Raw genomic sequence first — 20,387 nt, 5'->3', positions numbered from 1 at the left:
GACGAGGAAACAGCAACTCCCTGCACAGGTTCATTGCAGGATTCGTAACAATCATCCGGCAGCCCGGGCTTTCTAGCGCGGCTTTTGCGGTTTGTAGCCCAGGCGCAAACCGCCCCAATGCCGGCCCTTGAGCATGATCGGCACCGAGAGATCGTGCATCAACTCTCCAGTGTCGCGCGTATAGGTTTGCAGCAGCACGGCCTTCTGATGGCTGCCGCAGCGGATCCCTGTGCGGTCAGCGAACTTGCGCTTGGTCCGGTTCTGCAAGGCATCGATCTGTGCATCGCCCGTCAGTGGCTGGCTGAACGCCTTGTTATGGGTCGGCACATAACCCTGCTGGGTGCAGGCGATGGCGAACACCAATCCTTCGTGACGCGGTAACAACGGTTCCTGGATCGTTGGCAAAACCTGATCGGTGTAGCGGTCGAAACGCGTCTGGTACTTGGCCGGGCTGGTATTGGGGAGGGTCTGGTAATTTCGGTCGAACAGATCGTCGAGACTGATTCGACCGGCATCGATGTCCGCCTCGAAACGCGCTGCAATCTGGCTCGCGCCTTCCCGGGCCAGGTCATAGATCCGCTGGTGATAGTCATCCAGCCCCACCTCGGCAAGACGCTCGCTGATGGTTTCGGCTTGCCCTTCCATTTGCACCGCCGCATGGGCCAGACGTTGAGTCTGCTGGTCGCTGACGGCCAGGTCGCTGCGCATCTGTTCGATGGCGTGAAACAGGCTATCGAGTTGTTCACGGTTGGTGTCTGCCCCCTGGGCGATTTCCCCGACCTGGGACTCGACACTGGCCGCCAGACGGGCAATGTTCTCCAGGTGCTGCCCCGTCTGTTCGACCTGCTCGACGCCGGTGTCGAGGTCGCTGGACAGTTGGCGGATCTGCTCCACCACCTGCGCGGTGCGTTGCTGGATGTCGGCCACCATTTCGCCCACTTCGCCCGTGGCCGTCGCCGTGCGTGCGGCGAGCCCACGCACTTCGTCGGCCACCACTGCAAACCCGCGACCGTGCTCCCCTGCCCGCGCCGCTTCAATAGCGGCGTTCAACGCCAACAGATTGGTCTGGCTGGCGATGGACTGAATCACCAGAGTCACGCGCTGGATATCATTGCTGCGCAGGCTCAAGGCTTCGATCAGTTCACGGCTGTTGCTGGCGCGCTGGCTGAGCTGATGCATGTGCGCAATGGACTCGATCAGTTCCGTACGCCCGACCGCTGCGCTTTGATGAGCCTCGCTGGCGGCACTGAGCGCCTGGCGACTGAGCGTCGAGGCGGCCTGTTCGGTGGTGATCATGACCTCGGCGTTGCTGACAATCTGTGCCGCCGCCGTGAGCTGCGATTGCAGTTTGTCCGCCAGTTGCCGAACCGAGAACGCCACACCGGCGGCTGACAGCGCGTTATGGCTGGTGGTGTAGGAAAGATCGCGAGTCAACTCGCCGATGGCATCGGGGTTGTCGGGGGAAGCCGCCTGCGGGGTCGCGCGCGAACGCAGGCGAGGCAGCCAGATAATCAATATGGCCAGGGGCAGGCCAAGGTAGAGCGACCAGTAACCCTGCGTCATGCCACATAACAACAGCATCAGGGCGATGCTTTGCAGTGTCGGTGTCAGCCAGCGGTTTTTCGGCAATAGCACTGGTGCAGGCACTGCCGCAACCAGAGACCCGTCTCTCGTCATCATCGTTACCCCGGAAAGCTTCTAATTGTTGTCTTCGCATTAAACGCCACCATAAAGCCATTATCCATGAGCCTTTAGTCGTGAGCGTTGCAGCAAATCAATAGAAAAAAAACCGGGAAATCGAAGACGGCAGAAAACAAAGATCGCAGCCTGCAACAGCGCCCTGCGTCAATTGCGCTGGGGCTGCCGCAGGCTGCGATCTTTTCAGGGCAGCCCGGATCAAAGGGGCTGCCTTGCAGAATCAGGCCTGACGCTGGTGCTTGTCGATTTGCTCGTGACGCTCTTGAGCTTCGATGCAGTACTTGGTGGTCGGGCTGATCAGCAGGCGCTTGAGGCCAATCGGCTCGCCGCTGTCGTCGCACCAGCCAAAGCTGTCTTCCTTGATGCGCTCAAGGGCTTGTTCCAACTGAGGCAGCATGCGCTGGTCGCGATCGATAGCGTTCACCAGCCAGGTGCGCTCTTCTTCGACCGAAGCCGCGTCTGCCGGATCGGCCGGGGTGTCCAGGCTTTCGATGGCGATGCGGTTCTGTTCGATGCGCTCATGGGTTTCAACTTTCATGTTCTGCAACAGCTCGGAGAAAAAAGCATGTTGCTCGGCATTCATGTAGTCATCCGCCGGCATGGCCAGCAACTTGTCCTTTGTCATTGATATCTCTATAAAAAAACGTGCATTAAGGCGAATAAGGGAGCGTTCCGGCAGACCTGGGCAGGCCATCGGAAAGGCGCCGTTTGTTCCAAGCGCCACCCGGCACTCAATTTACGAGGGGCGGCAGTCTACGGCCGACTTGAGGCCTCAGCAACTGAAAAGACAGCGAATTTGTCCGACAAAGCCCTGAAAATGCTCTACCGCAGGCTTTGAGGTGGTAATCGGAGTGCGTTTATAGCAAGAAATTCAATCGAGCGTAGGTATATAGAAGACAAACGGCTTGCACCGGGCATTATTCACAGTCATTTGCAGGGCTGCGAACCTCAGCTAAGGTTGTCCCTCCCGAAATGGCCATATAAAGGAAAGGACCATGAAGCTGATCGGTATGCTGGATTCACCCTATGTCAGGCGCGCCGCCATTTCTGCCAAATGCCTGGGGATCACCCTGGAACATCAATCGGTCTCGGTGTTCCGCCACTTCGAACAATTCCAGCAGATTAACCCGGTGGTCAAGGCGCCCACGCTGGTGCTGGATGACGGTGAAGTGTTGATGGATTCGACGCTGATCATCGACTACCTGGAAACCCTGACCGATAACAGCCTGATGCCCGTCGAACCGAGTCAGCGCCTGCGCGCGTTGCGCCTGATTGGCCTGGCGCTGGCCGCCAGCGAAAAGTCCGTGCAGCTTTACTACGAGCGCAACTTGCGGCCGGTGGAAATTCAATTCGAACCCTGGGTTGAGCGGGTCGGAGGACAACTGACGGCAGCCTATTCGGCACTGGAGCGGGAGCTGGAAAAGCAGCCGCTGAAGACTGACGGTTTGATTGAGCAGGATGGCATTACGCTGGCGGTGGCCTGGAGCTTCACCAATCTGGTAGTGCCGGATCAGGTGAATGCGACGCAGTTTCCGCGGATCGCCGCGTTCACGGCGTATGCCGAAGGGCTTGAGGTGTTTGTCAGTACGCCGATTGACTGACCGATTCATTTCCCGGCTCCGGGCGGCGTTCCGACGAAACCAGGGCAGTCACCAGTGTCGCGTCCATGAACTTTTATTTAGAAAGCCTGCGACCATTTCTTGGCAAAATGCCGCACAACGTTGTGAACATTTAATCAGGCCAGCCCTATGACCCGCATCTTGACCATCGAAGACGACGCCGTGACCGCCCGGGAAATTGTCGCCGAACTGAGTAGCCACGGCCTCGACGTCGACTGGGTCGACAATGGTCGCGAAGGGCTCGAACGTGCGGTCAGCGGCAACTATGACCTGATCACCCTCGATCGCATGTTGCCCGAGCTCGATGGCCTGGCGATTGTCACCACGCTGCGGACCATGGGCGTGGTCACGCCGATCCTGATGATCAGCGCACTGTCCGACGTCGATGAACGTGTGCGCGGCTTGCGTGCCGGCGGCGACGACTACCTGACCAAACCCTTCGCCACCGATGAAATGGCCGCCCGGGTCGAAGTCCTGCTGCGCCGGCAGAACACCGTCACCGCCCAGGCCACTACCCTGCGGGTGGCGGATCTGGAACTGAACCTGATCAGCCACGAAGCCAGCCGCGACGGTCAACTGCTGACGCTGTTGCCCACCGAGTACAAACTGCTGGAATTCCTGATGCGCAATACCGGGCAAATCCTCTCGCGGATGATGATTTTCGAAGAGGTCTGGGGTTACCACTTCGACCCCGGCACCAACCTGATCGACGTCCACATCGGCCGTCTGCGCAAGAAGATCGACCCGCCTGGCAATGTCCCACTGATTCGGACCGTGCGAGGCTCGGGTTATGTCATTGCCGAACCCGTCTAAAGGCTGGCGCTCTTCCAGCAGCCGTTTGCTGGCGCTCTACAGTTCGCTGTTCGTGATCTGGAGCGGGATTCTCATGGGGGTCATGTACTACGAGGTTTCCGCTTACCTGGACAACCTGGCCAAGCATTCGCTGATGCAACGCCAGCACCTGTTTTCGCGCTTCTCGGGCGAGCAGCTGGTGGACGCCCTCGCCGTCAGCATGACCTTCGACATCCGCGGCATCGACGCCTACGGCCTGTTCGATGCCCGACACCGTTACCTCAGCGGCGCCCTGCGCTACATTCCGGATGGCTTGCCGCTCGATGGCAAGATCCACACGCTCAGCGACTGCGCCGAGTCCGACGACCCGACCCTGCCCAACGACAGCTGCGACGCCGTGGCGACCCAGACCCGCGATGGTTGGTGGCTGATTCTGGTTCGCGACAACGGCTCGCTGTTCGCCGTGACCCGGATCATCCTTCACGCCTTGTTCTGGGGTGTGACCCTGACCATCGTGCCGGGTATCGTCGGCTGGTCTTTGCTGCGGCGCCGGCCGTTGCGGCGCATTCGCGGGATTCAGGCCAGTGCCGAAGCCATCGTCGCTGGCGACCTGAGCCGGCGCTTGCCACTGTCCAATCGGCGAGACGAACTGGACATGCTCGCCGCCATCGTCAACGCCATGCTCGAACGCATCGAACGCCTGATGAACGAGGTCAAGGGCGTGTGCGACAACATCGCCCATGACCTGCGCACGCCCCTGACCCGCCTGCGCGCGCAGCTTTACCGCATGCAGCAGCAAGCCGGCGAAGGCTCGCCGCAGGCCATGCAACTGGACCTGGTGCTGGCCGAGGCCGACACACTGATGGCTCGTTTCCGTGGATTGCTGCGAATTTCCGAACTGGAAGACCGCCAGCGCCGCTCCGGTTTCGTGCAAGTGGACCCGGTGGCGTTGTTGCAAGAGCTGCATGAGTTCTATCTGCCCCTGGCGGAAGACGACGGCCTGATATTCCAGCTGCACCTGCCCGCGTCATTGCCACCCCTCCATGGCGACCGGGCACTGCTGTTCGAAGCGGTGGCGAACCTGCTCAGCAACTCGATCAAATTCACCCCGCCCGGTGGCGCGGTGATCTTGCGGGGGGTCAATGATGGCGGGCACACGCGAATCGAAGTGCTCGATTCCGGCCCGGGCATTCCCGAGGCGGAACGTGAAGCGGTGTTCCAGCGTTTCTACCGTGCCGAGGCGGGCAATCAGAAAAGCGGCTTCGGGCTGGGGCTGTCCATCGTCGCGGCGATTGTCAGCCTGCACGGGTTTACGCTGGAGGTCGGCAGCAGCGAACTGGGTGGTGCGCGGCTGGTGCTCGATTGTCGGCAGAGTCTGATTCCCCCGGCCTGATACAAATCTGCCTGAGCTGACACAGGACCTGTAGGAGCGAACCTGCTCGCGATGGCGGCAGCACATCCAACATCCATGTGACTGCCCCACCGCTATCGCGAGCAGGCTCACTCCCACAGGTTGCGCGTCTTTCCTGGACGTTTGGTGCTTTACTGAGAAGACTCAAAAAACCACCGAGAACCCCGGCATGAACCGCAACGACCTGCGCCGCGTGGACATGAACCTGCTGGTGATTTTCGAAACCCTGATGTTCGAAAAGAACCTGACCCGGGCCGGGGAAAAACTGTTCCTCGGCCAGCCCGCTGTCAGCGCGTCGCTGGCAAAGTTGCGCGATCTGTTCGACGACCCGTTGCTGGTGCGCAACGGACGAACCCTGGAGCCGACCCCGCGGGCCTTGCAGATTCTCAAGGAGTTGCAACCGGCGATGGACACCATTTCCGGAGCGGTCAGCCGGGCCAAGGATTTCGAGCCGTCCACCAGTCGCGAGGTGTTTCGCATCGGTCTGTCCGACGACGCCGAGTTCGGGTTGTTTCCGCCGCTGCTCAAGCAGATTCGTGAGGAAGCGCAGAACGTTGTGGTGGTGGTGCGCCGGGTGAATTTCCTGCTGATGTCGCCAATGCTGGCCAGCGGCGAGATTACCGTCGGCATCAGCTACACCACGGAATTGCCGGCCAATGCCAAGCGCAAGAAATTGCGCGACTTGAGTGTGAAGATCCTGCGCGGCGATGACCGCCCCGGCCCGTTGACCCTGGACGAGTTCTGCGAACGCCCTCACGCGCTGGTGTCGTTCTCCGGGGACTTGAGCGGTGCCATCGACAACGACCTGGCACGGATTGGCCGTTCGCGCCGGGTGGTGCTGGCGGTGCCACAGTTCGCGGGGTTGCGGGCCTTGCTGGCGGGTACTGACATGCTCGCCACCGTGCCGGATTACGCGGCCAGTGCCTTGATCGAAGGCAGCAGCCAGCTCCGGGCAGACGACGCGCCGTTTGATATCAAGCTGTCCGAACTGTCGATGGTCTGGAACGGGGTCAACGATAACGATCCGGCAGAACGCTGGTTGCGCTCGAAAATTGCACAGCACATGGCGGCGCCACTATCGGGGCATTGATCGACTGCAGGACTATCGGCTCGGACTCGCGCAAATACACCGGCATGTCGGTCACCGGTGGCATGGCCGGAATCTCGAAGTACATCTGCACCACCCAGCCACGGTGATAGCTGGCGTGGTTGACCACGTGCATCAGCATCGCGCCGGCGCTCATGGTGCCGCTTTCGCCCGAGACAAAGGTGAATTCCAGGGGCTTGTCCAGGGAGGCATCGGTTTGCCGGGCGCTCCAGTCGCAGTACCAGCGATCGATGTCTTTTTGCGCCAGGCGCAGTTCGGACAGATCGGCATGCAGCAGGTCGTGTGAAGTCTTGAAGCCATGCCCCCGGCCTTCGAGGTGCGCCTGCCAGATGCAATCCACCACGTACACGTGATTGAGGGTGCCGATCATGTTTTTGAACACCGACACCCGTTCTTTTTTGACTTCGCCCGGAGGGAGCGCTGCGAGGCTGTCAAAGAGGCGCTGATTGGCCCAGCGTTTGTAATCGGCCAGCAGACAGGCAGTGCGTACGGTGATCATCAGAGTTCTCCGATGGCAGTAAGCGCACTCCCTAGCATAGACCCAATGCCCGCAAGGCAGTGCCAGCCCTGATCATCGGTCGTCCAGGCGTTTTACTACGTGTTCGGCGAGCGCCAGGCAACTGGTCAGCCCCGGTGATTCGATACCGAACAGATTGACCAGCCCCTCCACCCCATGCTCGGCCCGACCGCTGATGAGAAAGTCGGCAGCCGGTTCAGTCGGCCCGCTGATTTTCGGGCGAATGCCGCTGTAGGCCGGTTGCAGGCTGTTGTCCGGCAAACCCGGCCAATAACGGCGGATCGCCTGATAGAACCCTTCGGCCCGGCGGAGTTCGACGCGGTAATCGATGTGCTCGACCCATTCGATATCCGGCCCGAAGCGCGCCTGCCCACCCAGGTCGAGCGTCATGTGCACACCCAGTCCCGCGTTCTCCGGGGCCGGATACACCAGGTGGCGAAACGGCGCCCGGCCGCTGAAACTGAAATAACTGCCCTTGCACAAATGCGCCCGGGGAATGAATTGCCCAGGCAGACCGACAATAGCGCGCGCCACCCCGGGAGCGGACAGCCCCGCGCAATTGATCAATTCGCGGCAGTACAGGGTCATGGGTTGAATGCCGCCCATGCGCAACTCGAAGCCCTGCTCCGTGCAACGGGCCGACAGCAGCGGTGTGCGCAAGGCCAGCGTCGCTGCGAACCGCTCGGCATCGCCCTGAAGCGCCAGCATCAGGGCGTGGGAGTCGACGATGCCAGTAGACGGCGACCACAGCGCCGCGACACAGGACAACGCCGGCTCAAACGCCCGGGCCTGTGCCCCATCCAGCCATTGCAGGTCATCGACACCATTGAGACGCCCCTGCTGCAACAGACGCTGCAAAGCCGCGTACTGCTGTTCATCGGTGGCCACGATCAGCTTGCCCACGCGCCGGCAATCGACACCGTGCTCATCGCAATAGGCGTAGAGACGCTGCTTGCCCTCCACGCACAACCGCGCCTTGAGGCTGCCGTCCGGATAATAGATGCCGGCGTGAATCACTTCTGAGTTACGCGAACTGATGCCCGTGCCGATCCCCCCGCCGGCCTCCACCACCAGCACTTCCCGCCCGCTCATGGCCAGCGCCCTGGCCACCGCCAGCCCGACCACGCCTGCCCCGATCACCACGCTTTGAATATCGACGTTCAACGACCTTGCCTCCCTCTCAGCCCGTTCCTCGCTAATGCCAGGGAACTCTCGGCGACCGCCACGCATCCTAAACTATGTGGTAATTCCCTTATGCTTCATGCTGTCGGAGGACACCGTCATGCGCCGGATGTTTATCATTTCTTCCCTGGTACTTTGTTTACCCTTCGGCTCGGCTCTGGCCAAAGTGGATGCGGGTGACGTCGCCACTTCCGCCGGGGTTTCCGCTTCGCTGTACTCAACGTTCAAAGACCACAAACTCATGATTCCCGCCCGGGATGACGCTTCCAGCTTCGTCGCCAGTGGCGGTGCGATTCGTGGTGCCTATCTGGAGGCGGTGTTGAAAAAGATCCGTCAGGACAATCCCGCCCTCAACAACGCAAGCGACGAAGACCTAGCCCGCGCCATTCTCGTCCAGGAAGGCGTTGCCGCCGATCACTGAAGATCGTCATCGCCAGCGGTGGGGCTTGTGACGCCGGGATAGCGTTTCCAGCCCTACCTCGCGTGCGTGCCAGTGGACAAGCTTGCCCACCCGGCCACGAGTTGTGCGTTGATACTCACCCCGCCGCACACCACGATCACCACGTCATGGGCGTCGGCAATCGCCGGGTGATCGAGGTAGGCAATCGCCAATGAAACCCCGCACGCCGGCTCGACCAGCTGACGCAAATCATTGGCGTAACGCACTACGCCCATGATCGCCTCATCATCACTGAGCACCACGCATTCATGGGGAAAATCGCCGATGTGTTTGACCGGCCAGGCGGCCACTTGCGCGGCGCCCAGGGAGGTGGCGACAGTGTCGATTTTCGGCAATTTGACCGGGTACCCGGCCGCCACCGCCGCGGCGAACGATGCCGCGCCTTCGGTTTCGCAGGCAACGATGCGGCAATCGGTGTGCCGATGACGAATCAGACCAGTGAGCAGGCCCGCCAGCAAGCCACCGCCGCCCACCGATGCCACCAGCACATCCACTGGCGGGCAGTCGTCAAGGATTTCATCGACCATAGTGCTGTGCCCTTCCCACAACACCGGGTGGTCGAAGGCCGGCACGAATTCACTGCGTGGGTCCTGGGCGAGTTCCCGTGCCCGTTGATTGGCTTCGTCCCAGACCTTGCCGTGGACGATCACCTCGGCGCCGGTCATGCTGATCCGCGCCCTGGTGCTTTGCGGGGTGGTGTGCGGCACCACGATGCATGCCTTGAGCCCCAGGCATGCAGCGGCCATGGCCGTGGCCAGTCCCGCGTTACCGCCGGAGGGACAGACCACCTTGCGCTTGCCCTGCTGCGCCGCCCGGCTGCACAGCAAGCCAATGCCGCGTATTTTGAACGAGCCGCTGGGTTGCAGGTTTTCCAGTTTCAGCCAGATACGGCGGGACGGGGTCGACAGGCCAGGGTGCAGGATCAAAGGCGTTCTGATGTGAAGCATATGGGCTCCTGTTACACGCCACCGGCTCGCGGAGCACTTCGGCCAGCCGGTGGTGAACGGTCCTCTCTCCCAAGCTTAGTTCACCCGGCCTCGGGGCGACCGTCTCAGCGGTCCGGCGCCGGTTGCGATCTTTTACCCATGGAAACTCTGAGGCCAAAGAGCGATCAAAAGATCGCAGCCTACGGCAGCTCCTACGTAAGCCTGTTCGCGGAGGCACCATGAAAATCTCGGCCAAACTGGCGTTTTTCGCCGTCGTCAGCACCCTCGCCTACCTCGCCCTGGCGATCTGGGGACTGGGTGGTTTCGCAGCCTATTTCAGCCACGGTTCACTGGTCGTCGTTGCCCTGGCCACTCTGATCATGGCTGTCGCTTCTCTGTTCACCGAGGTCAACCTGAGCTCGGGGGAACGCGAAGACCGGGCCAACCGCTGGGTCATTCCGGCCTTCGGCGTGATCGGCTTACTGAGCGGCTTTCTGCCGGCTTATACCGACCGCATCGATTTCTGGACTTTTGGCGGTGAAGGCGTGCGCTGGCTCGGCACACTCTTATTCGTCGGCGGCGGCGCGCTGCGGTTATGGCCGGTGTTTGTGCTGGGCAAGCGCTTCAGCGGGCTGGTGGCCATTCAGCCGGGGCATCGGCTGGTCACCGATGGGATTTACCGCAACCTGCGCAACCCCAGTTACCTGGGGATGATGGTCATCGGCATGGGTTGGGCATTGGCCTTTCGTTCTGGTGTCGGGCTGATATTGGTGGCGCTGACGCTGATCCCGCTGATCGCGCGCATTCACTCGGAAGAAGCCTTGCTCCGGGCACAGTTCGGCAGCGAATACGAGGCCTATTGCGCCCGCTCCTGGCGGCTGATCCCCGGGTTTTACTGACTGGAACACTGTTCCCCTGTGGGATTGCTGTTGTTTACACAGACTTCAATCGAACCGAACCATCGGCATCCACCTGAACCCGGACCGATTCATAACCCGCCAACGTCGCATGCAACGTCTTGATCGGCTGTTCATGAGTCGCCGTCACGATCATCAAATCCGCCCCCGCCGCCTCGGCCGCCAGAATGCCCACCGTAGCGTCTTCGAAAATCAGACATTGTGCAGGCTCGACACCCAGGCGCCGGGCCGCGAGGCGGTAACCCGCGGGGTCCGGTTTGCCGGCAGTCACATCCTCGGCAGTGATCATGACGGCGGGTTCAGGAATCCCCGCCGCCGCCATTCGCCGCAACGCCAATTCCCGTGGGGCGGAAGTGACGATGGCCCACTGATGAGTCGGCAGTGATTTGAGAAAGCCCGACGCGCCAGCCACTTCGAATACCCCGTCGACATCGTCGATTTCCGCTTCGGTAATCCACGCGGCTTCGGCCTCGGCATCCACCCCGGGCAAGCCCAGGCGCCTGATGGTGTCGACGGCGCGGGCGCCGTGAATGGAGGGCAGGAAGGTGTCGACATCGACGCCATGGCGCACCGCCCAGGTTGTCCAGACTCGCTCGGCGGCGGCAATGGACGTCAGCACGGTGCCATCCATGTCGAACAGAAAGGCACGGTAAGTCGAGTTGAAAACAGTGTGATCAGACAAGGAAAAGAACCTCGCAGGTGCCGGACGGATTTGCCCGGGAATGTAACACCTGCGAGTGAGTCAGTTGAGTCTCTTTGACTTGAAAGCGCCGTCGACACAATCGAGCAACGAACCGATGGCCCAGGGTTTCTTGATGAACGAAACGGCATGTCGCACCCCGGAGCTGGCCGGGGTTTCGAAACCGGACATGATCATGATCGGCTTGTCCGGCCAGCGATCGCCGAACTGGTTAGCCAGGTCCGCGCCATTGAGCGTGCCGGGCATGGTGATGTCCGTCAGCAGCATGCCCACCTGCGGCGCATGCTGCTCCAGATACATCACTGCCGCGTCCGCACTGGTTTGCGGCTCGACGACAAAACCTTCCTCCTGAAGAATCTCACAGAGAAACTCCAGGATCAGCGGATCGTCCTCAACCACCAGAATCAACCCGCCAGGAAGATCTCCACCCGCCGTCGGTACTCGACTCATGACCGTGCCGCTCCCTGATTGCCTCAATGAAATCGCGGGCTCAAATCCGCTACCTATAGGGTATGAGCAGCGGACTCGGCGGAAAATTCATTTTTGATACAGCCAAGTGGCTGGTATCAAGTGGGCTGATCAATCTTGTGCAGCACGCTACCCCGAGGCCCTGCGGAAAAACCTGTGGGAGCGAGCTTGCTCGCGATGGCGGCGGATCAGTCAACATCGATGTCGACTGTCATGCCCTCATCGCGAGCAAGCTCGCTCCCACAGGGTCTGCGGTGGCTGGACTTACTGCGACATTTCGCTTTTCTTCATCGCATCCTTGGACATCGCGTCTTTTTTCATCTCGTCTTTCTTCATGCTGTCTTTGGACATTGCGTCCTTGGACATCGAATCGGTTTTCTTCATCGCGTCTTTTTTCATCGCATCCTTGGACATGGCGTCCTTGGACATCGAATCCTTGCTCATGCTGTCGTTGCTCATCGTGTCAGCTGCGAACACAGAGGCAGCGCCAACGGCCAGGCACATGGACAGAACAACGGTGGTCAACTTTTTCATGATGAAGCTCCTTGGAACGTGGGTTGTGGACGTGTGAAATGGCCGGCCCCCGTCAGCTGCCACCGAACCAGTTGTAACCCTGGTCTTCCCAGTAGCCACCCGGATAGGTGTTAGTGACGAAAATCGCCTGGATGTGTTTGGGGTTCTTGTAGCCAAGCTTGGTGGGCATGCGCAGCTTCATCGGGAAGCCGTACTCGCGGGGCAGCACGGCGCCGTCGTAAGTCAGCGTCAACTGAGTCTGCGCATGCAGCGCGGTGGCCATGTCGATGCTGGTGTAGTAGTCGTCGGCGCATTTGAAACCGACGTATTTGGCATCGGTGTCGGCGCCGATGCGCTTGAGGAAGTCACTGAAGCGCACGCCGCCCCAACGCCCGATGGCGCTCCAGCCTTCGACGCAAATGTGCCGGGTGATCTGCTCGGTCTGGGCCATGGCGCGCAGCTCTTCGAGGCGCCAGCTGCGTTTGTCGGCGACCAGGCCGGTGACTTCCAGGCGATAGCCCTCCTCCTCCACCGTCGGCGCCTCGTCGATGCCGTAAAAGGCATTGAAGGGAAACGGCCGGGTGATCATCGACTCTGGATAGGTCGGCGCCATGGCGTTGGGGTTGAACAGCCAGCCTTGCACCCGGTCATTGAAGCGCGACATGGACGACAGCGCGGTTTCGACGCTTTCGTTGTCGGTGATGTTGCAGCCGGACAGCATGGCCACGCCGCCGAGGGTCAGGCCACGCAGCAGGAACGAACGGCGCGAGCGATCTTCGATCTGCGGGGCGAGGATCTTGCGGGCGTCGGTGAGGATCGAAGCCTCGTCCAGCCCGGGGACCTGAATGCGCTTTTTCATACCTGCTCCTTGCGGCCGACGATCATGGCCAACAGCGTTTTCGGAACCAGCGCGACCATCAGCAGATGCACTGCCACGAAGGCCACTAACAGCGCCATGGCGAAAAAGTGCACACGGCGCGCGCCTTCATAACCGAACAGCAATTCACGCAACAGCGGGAACTGCACCGACTTCCACAACACCAGCCCGGAGAGCACCAGCAGCGTGATGTCGACCATCACGAACAGGTAAGCGACCCGTTGCACCTGGTTGTAATGACTGAGGTCGGCATGCCCGAGTTTTCCGCGCAAGGCGGCCCACAGGTCATGCAGCACACCTTTGGGCGACATCGGGAAGAAACGTCGCTTCAGGCGCCCGCTGAACAGGTTGAAGGCCAGGTAGATCAAACCGTTGATCGCCAGGAACCACATCGCCGCGAAATGCCATTGCAGCGCGCCACCGAGCCAGCCGCCGAGGGTGATCGACTTGGGAAAACTGAATTCATAGATCGGCGAGGCGTTGTAGATGCGCCAGCCGCTGGTCACCATCACCAGCACCGCCAGGGCGTTGAGCCAATGGGTCAGGCGTAGCCAGCGTGGATGACTGGACTTGGGTGAAGCAGTGCTCTGCGACATGTCCGGCTCCCGGTTGTTGTTCGTTGGAGCCGATTATGGGAGCCGGAAGATCGCCAAATCCTCACGTAAAGTTAAATTAAACGTGATAACTGCCACCGGATACTTGTAGGAGCGAGCTTGCTCGCGAAGGTGTATCAGGCGCCGCTGTGTCGACTGACACACCATCGCGAGCAAGCTCGCTCCTACAGGGTTTTGTGTGCTCCGCCGGTTGCGCAATTATGGTTAAATGCCGCCCCCGAAATTTGCCGACCCAGACCAATGAACGCTGAAGCCCTCGCCACCCTCAACCAGCACCTGCTGACCGCCCTCGCGGCCGTCCCCGCCGAAACCCGCCGCCTGTTCCACGGCCGTGGCCGCTGCTGGCCGGGGCTGGAGCAAGTGACTGTGGACTGGTTGCAGGGCGTGGTGCTGGTGGCGCTGTTCAAGGAGCCGGAAGCGGCGCAACTGGAAGACTTGAAGCAGGTGCTGATGACGATCACCCAGTCTGAACAGTGGGCAAAATCCGGTGCCCACACGCTGCTGTTGCAACATCGCTACCTGCTGCAAAGCACCACCGAGTGGCTGCTCGGGGAAGAGATCGACGAACTGACGATCACTGAGGGCAGGCTGAAGTACCGGGTCGACCTGGGCCGCAAACAGAACACCGGGCTGTTCCTCGACATGCGCTACGGCCGCGATTGGGTCCGCGCCAATGCCGAGGGCAAACGGGTGCTGAACCTGTTCGCCTACACCTGCGGTTTCTCGGTGGCGGCCATCGAAGGCGGCGCGAGCCACGTGGTCAACCTCGACATGTCGAGCCCCGCCTTGAACCGTGGCCGCGACAACCACCGGCTCAACGGCCACGACATGAGCAAGGTCAGCTTCCTCGGTCACGACCTGTTCAAATCCTGGGGCAAGGTGATTGGCAAGGGGCCGTACGACCTGGTGATCATCGACCCGCCGTCGTTCCAGAAAGGCAGCTTTTTGCTGACCAAGGATTACCAGCGCGTGCTGCGCCGGTTGCCGGAATTGCTCAGCCCTGAAGGTACGGTGTTGGCCTGCATGAACGACCCGGCGTTTGGTGCGGACTTCCTGATCGATGGCGTGACTCGTGAGGCACCGGGCCTGCGGTTCGAGCAGCGTCTGGAGAATCCGCCGGAGTTTCCGGATGCGGATGTTGAATGTGGGTTGAAGGCGTTGGTGTTCAAGCTGCGGAGCTGAAAGATCGCAGCCTGCGGCAGCTCCTACGGACCTGTGCATACCCCTGTAGGAGCTGGCGAAGCCTGCGATCTTTAGACTTGGATCTCAACGCGGCCGCAACACCAGCGCAAACAACTCGCCATGCCCGTTCACGTTGAGCTTGTGATAGAGGTTGCGCCGGTGCACTTTCACCGTCTCCGGGGAGATGCCCATTTGCTGGGCGATGGCCTTGCTGGAAAAGCCCTGGAGAATCAGGCGTGCGGTTTCGATCTCACGCACTGTCAGGCGTGCGTCGAAGCGATCGAGCAAGGTCGCCAGATCACCGGCCGGTGGTTCGGCGACCGGCCCTTGCGGCGGCAGCAAATCCAGGTGTCGGCGCATCGCCGCCAGCACCCAGTCACGCACGCAAATCAGGCGGCCCTGCTCCTCGAGGCTGAAGCGCGTCGAACGCCCGAGGGACAAGCCGAGCACAGCGCCGTCGACGTTGACCATGAACTGCAACTCGTCCCCACCGACCACGGTGCTGAAGTAACTCAGGTAGTACTCGCTGTGCTGGAACTGGTCGGGGGCCACCGAGTCGAGGCTGTGCAAGCCGTCGGCGATGCCCGCGCAGGCCGCTTGATAGAACGGATCGAGCAGGTACATGCCAGCGCTGTAGTCCGCCAGTTCTTCATGCTCGTCGGGGCTGCCCTGGGCATCGAAGTCAATCAGCAGGCGCGGCACGTGGCCCGGGCGCATCAGCGCTACCAGCGCGTTGTCCAGCGGCACCAGCAAGCGCAAGGTATCGACCAGCGCACGCCAGAAGCCGTCCCGCCCAACCGCCGTGAAAACCCGCGCCAGCCCCTGGTGCACCGGCAACTCTTTCAACAACGCGTCCACGCACTACCCCTTTCGAGTAACCCATGATGGGAATGGGTGAAGGCCACCCCGGTCGATACGCTGCAAACTCCTGATTACCACCGGCCGCAACAGGCCAGGAGTGCCGCATCATGAGTCGTCACCGCTTGTATTTCAATCTGGGGTTTGGCGCCTGCCTGACGGTGTCGCTGTCGGCCTTTGCTGTCGAAGCTCCGACCGTGCACGTGTACAACTGGTACGACTACATCGGCCCCACCACCCTGCAGGACTTCAAGCGTGACACCGGGATTGCACCGGTCTACGACACCTTCGACAGTGCCGAAGTGCTCGAGGGCAAGTTGCTCACCAGCCGCAGCGGCTACGACGTGGTGGTGGCCAGCAACTTCAGTTTGCCCACGCTGATCAAGGCCGGCGCCCTCGCCCCCCTGCCCCGTGCGCAGATGCCGGACTTCAAGAACATGGACACCGATCTGCTGGCGAAACTGGCCAACAACGATCCAGGCAACCAGTACGCCGTGCCTTACCTGTGGGGCACCAACGGCATCGGCTACAACATCGACAAAGTACGCGCCGCGCTGGGCGACAAGGTGCCGGTGGATTCCTGGGACCTGGTATTCAAGGAAGAGAACCTGGCCAAACTCGGCGAATGCGGCGTGGCCATGCTCGACTCGCCGTCGGAGATGCTGCCGGTGGCCCTGCACTACCTTGGCCTGCCGCCCAACAGCACCAACCCCGAGGACTACAAGAAGGCCGAAACGCTGCTGCTGAAATTGCGCCCGCACATCGCCTATTTCAATTCGTCGAAGTTCATCAGCGACCTGTCCAACGGCAACATCTGCGTGGCGGTCGGCTGGTCCGGTGCGATGCTCGAAGCCAAGAACACCGCCGAGCAGGCCGGCAACGGCGTGAAGATCGCCTACAGCCTGCCCAAGGAAGGCGCGCCGGTGTGGTTCGACACGCTGGTACTGCTCAAGGACGCCCCGCACCCGGAACAAGGGATGGCCTTCATCGACTACCTGATGCGCCCTGAAGTCATCGCCCCGGTCAGCGACCACCTCAACTACCCCAACGGCAACCGTAGCGCGACCACGTTGGTGGCCGAAGCCACCCGTAGCAACCCGGCCGTCTATCCGCCAGCCGAAGCCATGGCCACCCTGTTCACCCTCCAGCCCCTGCCGCAGGCTACCGAACGGGTGCGCACGCGGATCTGGAGCAAGGTCAAAAACGGCCAATAACCCCCCCCTGTAGGAGCTGCCGAAGGCTCGGGCCGCGTTCGGACGATTTTTTGATCTTGAAAAATTGCGGATCGACAAAAACAAAAGATCAAAAGATCAAAAGATCAAAAGATCGCAGCCTTCGGCAGCTCCTACAGGTGTTGACCGCATTTTTCTGCCACGAATTGAAGATGAGAAAACCATGAAACCACGCGCCCGCGACTTGAACATTCCTATCGGCCAACTGCAGCCCGGCCCGCTCAACGCCATCACCGACGTCCCCGGTGTGCGCGTCGGCCACAGCAATGTACGAGGACGCACCGCCACCGGCCGCGACATCCTCACCGGTGTCACCGTCATCGAACCGCGTGCCGGCTCCACCAGTCAGCAACCGTGCTTTGCCGGTGTGCATGTGCTCAACGGCAACGGCGATGCCACGGGGCTGGAGTGGATTCGCGAGGCCGGCTTGCTGACCAGTCCCATCGCCTTCACCAACACCCACAGCCTGGGCGTGGTGCGCGATGCGCTGATCGTGCTCGACCGTGAGCAGCAACCGGATGACGGGCGCCTCTACTGGAACATGCCGGTGGTACTGGAAACCTTCGACGGCCTGCTCAACGACATCAACGGCTTTCACGTGAAGCCGGAACACGTGGCCCAGGCCGTGTGTTCGGCGGCGGGCGGGCCGGTGACCGAAGGTAATGTCGGCGGTGGCAGCGGCATGACCTGCCACGAATTCAAGGGCGGCATCGGCACCGCGTCGCGACGCTTGAACAGCGCCCAGGGTGGCTGGACGGTCGGCGCGATTGTCCAGGCCAACCATGGCATTCGCAATGAACTGCGCGTTGATGGGTATCCGGTCGGGCGCTACATGGAACAGGTCGATTCGCCGTTCCTCAAGGCCTCGTTGCCCCACCCGGGGATGGGCTCGATCGTGGTCTGCCTGGCCACCGATGCGCCGTTGCTGCCGCACCAGTGCACCCGCCTGGCCCAGCGCGCCAGCCTCGGCCTGGCCCGCACCGGCGGCGGCAATGAAGACCACAGCGGCGACATCTTCATCGCCTTCGCCACCGGCAATGAACACGTGCCGCCGGCCGCCTATGAGAGCAAGAAAGCACCGACCACCGACAACCTGAGCATGGTCAACAACGATCACATCAGCGAGCTGTTCCTGGCGGCCACCGAAGCCGTGGAAGAAGCCATCATCAATGCCTTGCTCGCCGCCGACACCGCCGAAGGCAACGGGCATGCGGTACCGGGGCTGGATGCCGAAACGTTGCTCAAGGCGTTGCGTCGCGCCGGCTGGCCGGGGGATGCGACTAGCGGTACTTGAGTGAAACACTCGGTCTTTCTAGGATGAACTTACGCAGCCGCTTGCTTGCTCAAGCCGCTGCGTAGGTGGTGAGTGAACTGAACCACTACCAAGCTCACCGCTTGTTTTACGCGCATCTTGAGCCTCACGGCTCCACTTCCTCCCCATCAAGAGCTTTGAGGCTCTTTTTTTACCTCTGAAAACCACACATTCCTCCTGCAGGGGATTTGTGGTGTTAAACAGAATGCGGTCAGACCAGGCGCAACCGAGGGCCGGCGGCCAGTACGGCATTGTCACCCAAGCGCCCCCGCACAAATTCATTGGCCTTGCGCGTCAACTGGTCCAGATGCCGGTCGCGCTGTTTTTCCGCGTCGGTCATGGCCCGCTTGCCGTGCTTTTGCAGCAGGTAGGTATGAATCTGCCGCACTTCCAGCGAGCTGTAGATCGACGCCACATCCAGCAAGGCCATCAAGCCATCGGTGGCGTGGTCGCGGGTGTTCATCAACACCTGGGTCGCACGCACGCCCAGCACCTCAAAGCCCATCGCCTCGAAATACGGCACCTTGGCCACCGCGCAGGTCAGTTCGGCATGGGGATAGCGGCCGACCATTTCCCGCAGCATCCGCCGGGCCACGCCCTGGCGCCGATACTCGGCCTGCACCGCCATGTACGCCACGCCACACGCCTCGGGGTCGTCCTGCACCGGCAGGTACAGCACAAAGCCAATCACCTTTTGCGGGTCGTCTTCATCAGTGGCGACAATCAGCTCCACGGCAATGCCTTTTTCACCGTTCAGCGCCTCCAGATACAGGTGCACCTCATAGCCGATCGCGTATTGATAAAGGTTGTACAGCAGGTTGCTGGGCGGGATCGCGACCATGCTGATGTCGGTCAGGTTGTCGACCACCATCTGCAGGATCTGGCTATTGATGTGCTCGGGGCACGGGGTCTTGAAGTGGCTGATCAGGGGCATTGCGGTGACGGGCTCCGGGGGCAAGGGCCGCCTATCATAGCGCGCCTGACCTCGCCAGCGTTTGCGTTACTACGGGAGGCGTTGCGTTTTCGAGGCTGACAGCAGTGAGTCAGGCACACTTTGTGCTCGATGAACTGTGCACTTCGCGAGCCGGCTCGTCCCCACAGAGGGACAGCGGTTTTGCCCACAACTGGTTTTTCTGTGGGAACGAGCCTGTTCGCGAAAGCGTCCACCATCACACCGGCCTGTGGTGTGAGTGGGGGGGAATGGGTGGGTGAGCCCCCCAACTTTGAGGATTCCCACCCACTGCGCCACTACGACCAAAGTCCGATTCATCAAGCGTTTGATATCAATCAGCTATTTGTCTCCCCCGGATCTCCCCGCGCTTGGCGCACCTCTTGCATCGAGCGTTTTGCCAACGTCAGCCACACCGGCGCGCCCCGAGGGCAACAAAATGAAAAACACGCCTAACCTCAAGTCGCTCGGCCTTTTCAGGAAACCGAGCATCGCCGCTGTGATGCTGATCAACATCAGCCTCGGCAACGCAAACGCCGTACCGCTTGACGATGTCAGCTATCCACCTCCAACGGATCCATCGGCGTATACCAACCCGCCGGCCGATCCCAAGGCCGCGCTGGATTCGATACTGACCATGCCGCCCACCAATCAGGGCGCCATCGCCCTACCCAATGGCATGTACGGCACCCGCACCACGCCAACGACCGACAACGTGCTGCAGCCGGCCCAGCAAACATCCTTCAAGATCCCCACCAATGGCAAGCCCAGCCCATTGTTCGGGGCCGCGCCGTACTCTCAGCAGCTGCTGCTGTTCGAAGAATTCGGCACGGAGAAACTCGACCCGACACTGCCGGCACCGCCCCTGACCTTCCCGCCTCCGACCGTCGGCCCGGCTCCCGTGCAGGACCCGAACAGCATCGCCCGCAGTGGCCCTTCGGCCGCGGCGCTGGAAGCCTTCATGCGCCAGCCGGGGCTGTACCCGTATCCGTCGCAGTATTCCAACTCGCTGGACCGCAACCCGTGGAAAGCGCAGATCGAAGCCTTCCTCA

At 61.2% G+C, this 20,387-nt stretch carries 21 protein-coding genes and 1 pseudogene; 10 read left to right on the top strand and 12 right to left on the bottom strand.

The window, feature by feature from the left end:
- Positions 1-72: 72 nt before the first annotated feature.
- Both AC1DKH_RS22290 and AC1DKH_RS22285 read right to left on the bottom strand, forming a co-directional pair.
- Positions 73-1,296 carry a methyl-accepting chemotaxis protein gene (locus AC1DKH_RS22290; protein WP_477799396.1) on the bottom strand — a complete coding sequence of 408 codons (1,224 nt, stop codon included), beginning with the start codon at positions 1,294-1,296 and terminating at the stop codon, positions 73-75.
- A 622-nt stretch (positions 1,297-1,918) separates the two neighbouring features.
- A complete protein-coding gene (locus AC1DKH_RS22285; protein WP_007935965.1) occupies positions 1,919-2,323 on the bottom strand; it encodes a TraR/DksA family transcriptional regulator in 405 nt (134 codons plus the stop codon).
- A gap of 370 nt (positions 2,324-2,693) precedes the next feature.
- Here AC1DKH_RS22285 and AC1DKH_RS22280 point away from each other — a divergent pair, with 370 nt between their 5' ends.
- The 4 genes from AC1DKH_RS22280 to AC1DKH_RS22265 all read left to right on the top strand — a co-directional run bounded on the left by AC1DKH_RS22280 (position 2,694) and on the right by AC1DKH_RS22265 (position 6,610).
- Positions 2,694-3,299, top strand: a complete 606-nt coding sequence (locus AC1DKH_RS22280; protein WP_477799330.1) for a glutathione S-transferase — start codon at positions 2,694-2,696, stop codon at positions 3,297-3,299.
- A gap of 147 nt (positions 3,300-3,446) precedes the next feature.
- Complete coding sequence (locus AC1DKH_RS22275) at positions 3,447-4,130, top strand: response regulator transcription factor (protein WP_477753135.1); 684 nt, start codon at positions 3,447-3,449, stop codon at positions 4,128-4,130.
- Positions 4,108-5,502, top strand: a complete 1,395-nt coding sequence (locus tag AC1DKH_RS22270) for a sensor histidine kinase (RefSeq protein ID WP_477799329.1) — start codon at positions 4,108-4,110, stop codon at positions 5,500-5,502. Before AC1DKH_RS22275 ends, AC1DKH_RS22270 begins: the two co-directional genes overlap by 23 nt.
- A gap of 187 nt (positions 5,503-5,689) precedes the next feature.
- On the top strand, positions 5,690-6,610 hold the full coding sequence (locus AC1DKH_RS22265; protein ID WP_477799328.1) for a LysR substrate-binding domain-containing protein: 921 nt from the start codon (positions 5,690-5,692) through the stop codon (positions 6,608-6,610).
- Here the strand turns inward: AC1DKH_RS22265 and AC1DKH_RS22260 are convergent.
- Positions 6,531-7,127: a DinB family protein gene (locus AC1DKH_RS22260; RefSeq protein ID WP_477753138.1), complete on the bottom strand. Its 597-nt coding sequence runs from the start codon at positions 7,125-7,127 to the stop codon at positions 6,531-6,533. The two genes, AC1DKH_RS22265 and AC1DKH_RS22260, sit on opposite strands and share 80 nt — an antisense overlap.
- 72 nt (positions 7,128-7,199) lie before the next feature.
- Positions 7,200-8,309 (bottom strand): NAD(P)/FAD-dependent oxidoreductase, encoded by a 1,110-nt coding sequence (locus tag AC1DKH_RS22255; protein WP_477799327.1) that lies wholly within the window; start codon positions 8,307-8,309, stop codon positions 7,200-7,202.
- Positions 8,310-8,427: 118 nt separating this feature from the next.
- Here AC1DKH_RS22255 and AC1DKH_RS22250 point away from each other — a divergent pair, with 118 nt between their 5' ends.
- Positions 8,428-8,748 carry a DUF2388 domain-containing protein gene (locus AC1DKH_RS22250; RefSeq protein WP_477753140.1) on the top strand — a complete coding sequence of 107 codons (321 nt, stop codon included), beginning with the start codon at positions 8,428-8,430 and terminating at the stop codon, positions 8,746-8,748.
- A gap of 53 nt (positions 8,749-8,801) precedes the next feature.
- On the opposite strand, the gene AC1DKH_RS22245 is transcribed toward AC1DKH_RS22250, so the two are convergent.
- On the bottom strand, positions 8,802-9,734 hold the full coding sequence (locus tag AC1DKH_RS22245) for a pyridoxal-phosphate dependent enzyme (protein ID WP_477753141.1): 933 nt from the start codon (positions 9,732-9,734) through the stop codon (positions 8,802-8,804).
- Between the two features lie 218 nt (positions 9,735-9,952).
- Here AC1DKH_RS22245 and AC1DKH_RS22240 point away from each other — a divergent pair, with 218 nt between their 5' ends.
- Positions 9,953-10,612 carry a methyltransferase family protein gene (locus AC1DKH_RS22240; protein WP_477799326.1) on the top strand — a complete coding sequence of 220 codons (660 nt, stop codon included), beginning with the start codon at positions 9,953-9,955 and terminating at the stop codon, positions 10,610-10,612.
- Between the two features lie 34 nt (positions 10,613-10,646).
- On the opposite strand, the gene AC1DKH_RS22235 is transcribed toward AC1DKH_RS22240, so the two are convergent.
- From AC1DKH_RS22235 to AC1DKH_RS22215, 5 genes are all read right to left on the bottom strand, one after another.
- The gene (locus AC1DKH_RS22235; protein ID WP_477799325.1) at positions 10,647-11,312 is read right to left on the bottom strand and encodes an HAD-IA family hydrolase; all 666 of its coding nucleotides are present in this window, start codon (positions 11,310-11,312) and stop codon (positions 10,647-10,649) included.
- Positions 11,313-11,372: 60 nt separating this feature from the next.
- Entirely contained in the window at positions 11,373-11,780 is a 408-nt protein-coding gene (locus tag AC1DKH_RS22230) for a response regulator (RefSeq protein ID WP_477753144.1), read from the bottom strand.
- Positions 11,781-12,062: 282 nt separating this feature from the next.
- Positions 12,063-12,332 (bottom strand): pentapeptide MXKDX repeat protein, encoded by a 270-nt coding sequence (locus AC1DKH_RS22225; protein WP_477753145.1) that lies wholly within the window; start codon positions 12,330-12,332, stop codon positions 12,063-12,065.
- 52 nt (positions 12,333-12,384) lie between these two features.
- Positions 12,385-13,170, bottom strand: a complete 786-nt coding sequence (locus AC1DKH_RS22220) for a molybdopterin-dependent oxidoreductase (RefSeq protein WP_477764933.1) — start codon at positions 13,168-13,170, stop codon at positions 12,385-12,387.
- Complete coding sequence (locus AC1DKH_RS22215) at positions 13,167-13,784, bottom strand: cytochrome b/b6 domain-containing protein (protein ID WP_477799324.1); 618 nt, start codon at positions 13,782-13,784, stop codon at positions 13,167-13,169. The genes AC1DKH_RS22220 and AC1DKH_RS22215 overlap by 4 nt, the downstream gene beginning before the upstream one ends.
- Before the next feature lie 258 nt (positions 13,785-14,042).
- Here AC1DKH_RS22215 and AC1DKH_RS22210 point away from each other — a divergent pair, with 258 nt between their 5' ends.
- Positions 14,043-14,984: a class I SAM-dependent methyltransferase gene (locus AC1DKH_RS22210; RefSeq protein ID WP_477799323.1), complete on the top strand. Its 942-nt coding sequence runs from the start codon at positions 14,043-14,045 to the stop codon at positions 14,982-14,984.
- An 84-nt stretch (positions 14,985-15,068) separates the two neighbouring features.
- Here AC1DKH_RS22210 and AC1DKH_RS22205 read toward each other — a convergent pair whose 3' ends face one another.
- The gene (locus AC1DKH_RS22205) at positions 15,069-15,842 is read right to left on the bottom strand and encodes a helix-turn-helix transcriptional regulator (RefSeq protein WP_477799322.1); all 774 of its coding nucleotides are present in this window, start codon (positions 15,840-15,842) and stop codon (positions 15,069-15,071) included.
- Positions 15,843-15,952: 110 nt separating this feature from the next.
- On the opposite strand from AC1DKH_RS22205, the gene AC1DKH_RS22200 reads away from it, so the two are divergent.
- On the top strand, positions 15,953-17,056 hold the full coding sequence (locus tag AC1DKH_RS22200; protein WP_477799321.1) for an extracellular solute-binding protein: 1,104 nt from the start codon (positions 15,953-15,955) through the stop codon (positions 17,054-17,056).
- 181 nt (positions 17,057-17,237) lie between these two features.
- Positions 17,238-18,368 carry a DmpA family aminopeptidase gene (locus tag AC1DKH_RS22195; protein WP_477799320.1) on the top strand — a complete coding sequence of 377 codons (1,131 nt, stop codon included), beginning with the start codon at positions 17,238-17,240 and terminating at the stop codon, positions 18,366-18,368.
- Positions 18,369-18,597: 229 nt separating this feature from the next.
- Here AC1DKH_RS22195 and AC1DKH_RS22190 read toward each other — a convergent pair whose 3' ends face one another.
- Positions 18,598-19,320, bottom strand: a complete 723-nt coding sequence (locus AC1DKH_RS22190; RefSeq protein WP_477799319.1) for a GNAT family N-acetyltransferase — start codon at positions 19,318-19,320, stop codon at positions 18,598-18,600.
- 454 nt (positions 19,321-19,774) lie between these two features.
- Here AC1DKH_RS22190 and AC1DKH_RS22185 point away from each other — a divergent pair.
- Positions 19,775-20,387, top strand: a pseudogene (locus tag AC1DKH_RS22185) (copper oxidase); the annotation flags it as partial.

It is taken from the genome of Pseudomonas sp. 05L36 (genome assembly GCF_056398125.1).
The sequence above is the reverse complement of the archived record's forward strand: the minus strand, read 5'-3'. Positions and strand labels throughout refer to the sequence as shown.

Coding starts and splice junctions, on each gene's coding strand:
- AC1DKH_RS22290 (WP_477799396.1), bottom strand. CDS start 1,296: ATGATCACCACCGAACAGGCCGCCTCGACGCTCAGTCGCCAGGCGCTC.
- AC1DKH_RS22285 (WP_007935965.1), bottom strand. CDS start 2,323: ATGACAAAGGACAAGTTGCTGGCCATGCCGGCGGATGACTACATGAAT.
- AC1DKH_RS22280 (WP_477799330.1), top strand. CDS start 2,694: ATGAAGCTGATCGGTATGCTGGATTCACCCTATGTCAGGCGCGCCGCC.
- AC1DKH_RS22275 (WP_477753135.1), top strand. CDS start 3,447: ATGACCCGCATCTTGACCATCGAAGACGACGCCGTGACCGCCCGGGAA.
- AC1DKH_RS22270 (WP_477799329.1), top strand. CDS start 4,108: ATGTCATTGCCGAACCCGTCTAAAGGCTGGCGCTCTTCCAGCAGCCGT.
- AC1DKH_RS22265 (WP_477799328.1), top strand. CDS start 5,690: ATGAACCGCAACGACCTGCGCCGCGTGGACATGAACCTGCTGGTGATT.
- AC1DKH_RS22260 (WP_477753138.1), bottom strand. CDS start 7,127: ATGATCACCGTACGCACTGCCTGTCTGCTGGCCGATTACAAACGCTGG.
- AC1DKH_RS22250 (WP_477753140.1), top strand. CDS start 8,428: ATGCGCCGGATGTTTATCATTTCTTCCCTGGTACTTTGTTTACCCTTC.
- AC1DKH_RS22245 (WP_477753141.1), bottom strand. CDS start 9,734: ATGCTTCACATCAGAACGCCTTTGATCCTGCACCCTGGCCTGTCGACC.
- AC1DKH_RS22240 (WP_477799326.1), top strand. CDS start 9,953: ATGAAAATCTCGGCCAAACTGGCGTTTTTCGCCGTCGTCAGCACCCTC.
- AC1DKH_RS22230 (WP_477753144.1), bottom strand. CDS start 11,780: ATGAGTCGAGTACCGACGGCGGGTGGAGATCTTCCTGGCGGGTTGATT.
- AC1DKH_RS22225 (WP_477753145.1), bottom strand. CDS start 12,332: ATGAAAAAGTTGACCACCGTTGTTCTGTCCATGTGCCTGGCCGTTGGC.
- AC1DKH_RS22220 (WP_477764933.1), bottom strand. CDS start 13,170: ATGAAAAAGCGCATTCAGGTCCCCGGGCTGGACGAGGCTTCGATCCTC.
- AC1DKH_RS22215 (WP_477799324.1), bottom strand. CDS start 13,784: ATGTCGCAGAGCACTGCTTCACCCAAGTCCAGTCATCCACGCTGGCTA.
- AC1DKH_RS22210 (WP_477799323.1), top strand. CDS start 14,043: ATGAACGCTGAAGCCCTCGCCACCCTCAACCAGCACCTGCTGACCGCC.
- AC1DKH_RS22200 (WP_477799321.1), top strand. CDS start 15,953: ATGAGTCGTCACCGCTTGTATTTCAATCTGGGGTTTGGCGCCTGCCTG.
- AC1DKH_RS22195 (WP_477799320.1), top strand. CDS start 17,238: ATGAAACCACGCGCCCGCGACTTGAACATTCCTATCGGCCAACTGCAG.
- AC1DKH_RS22190 (WP_477799319.1), bottom strand. CDS start 19,320: ATGCCCCTGATCAGCCACTTCAAGACCCCGTGCCCCGAGCACATCAAT.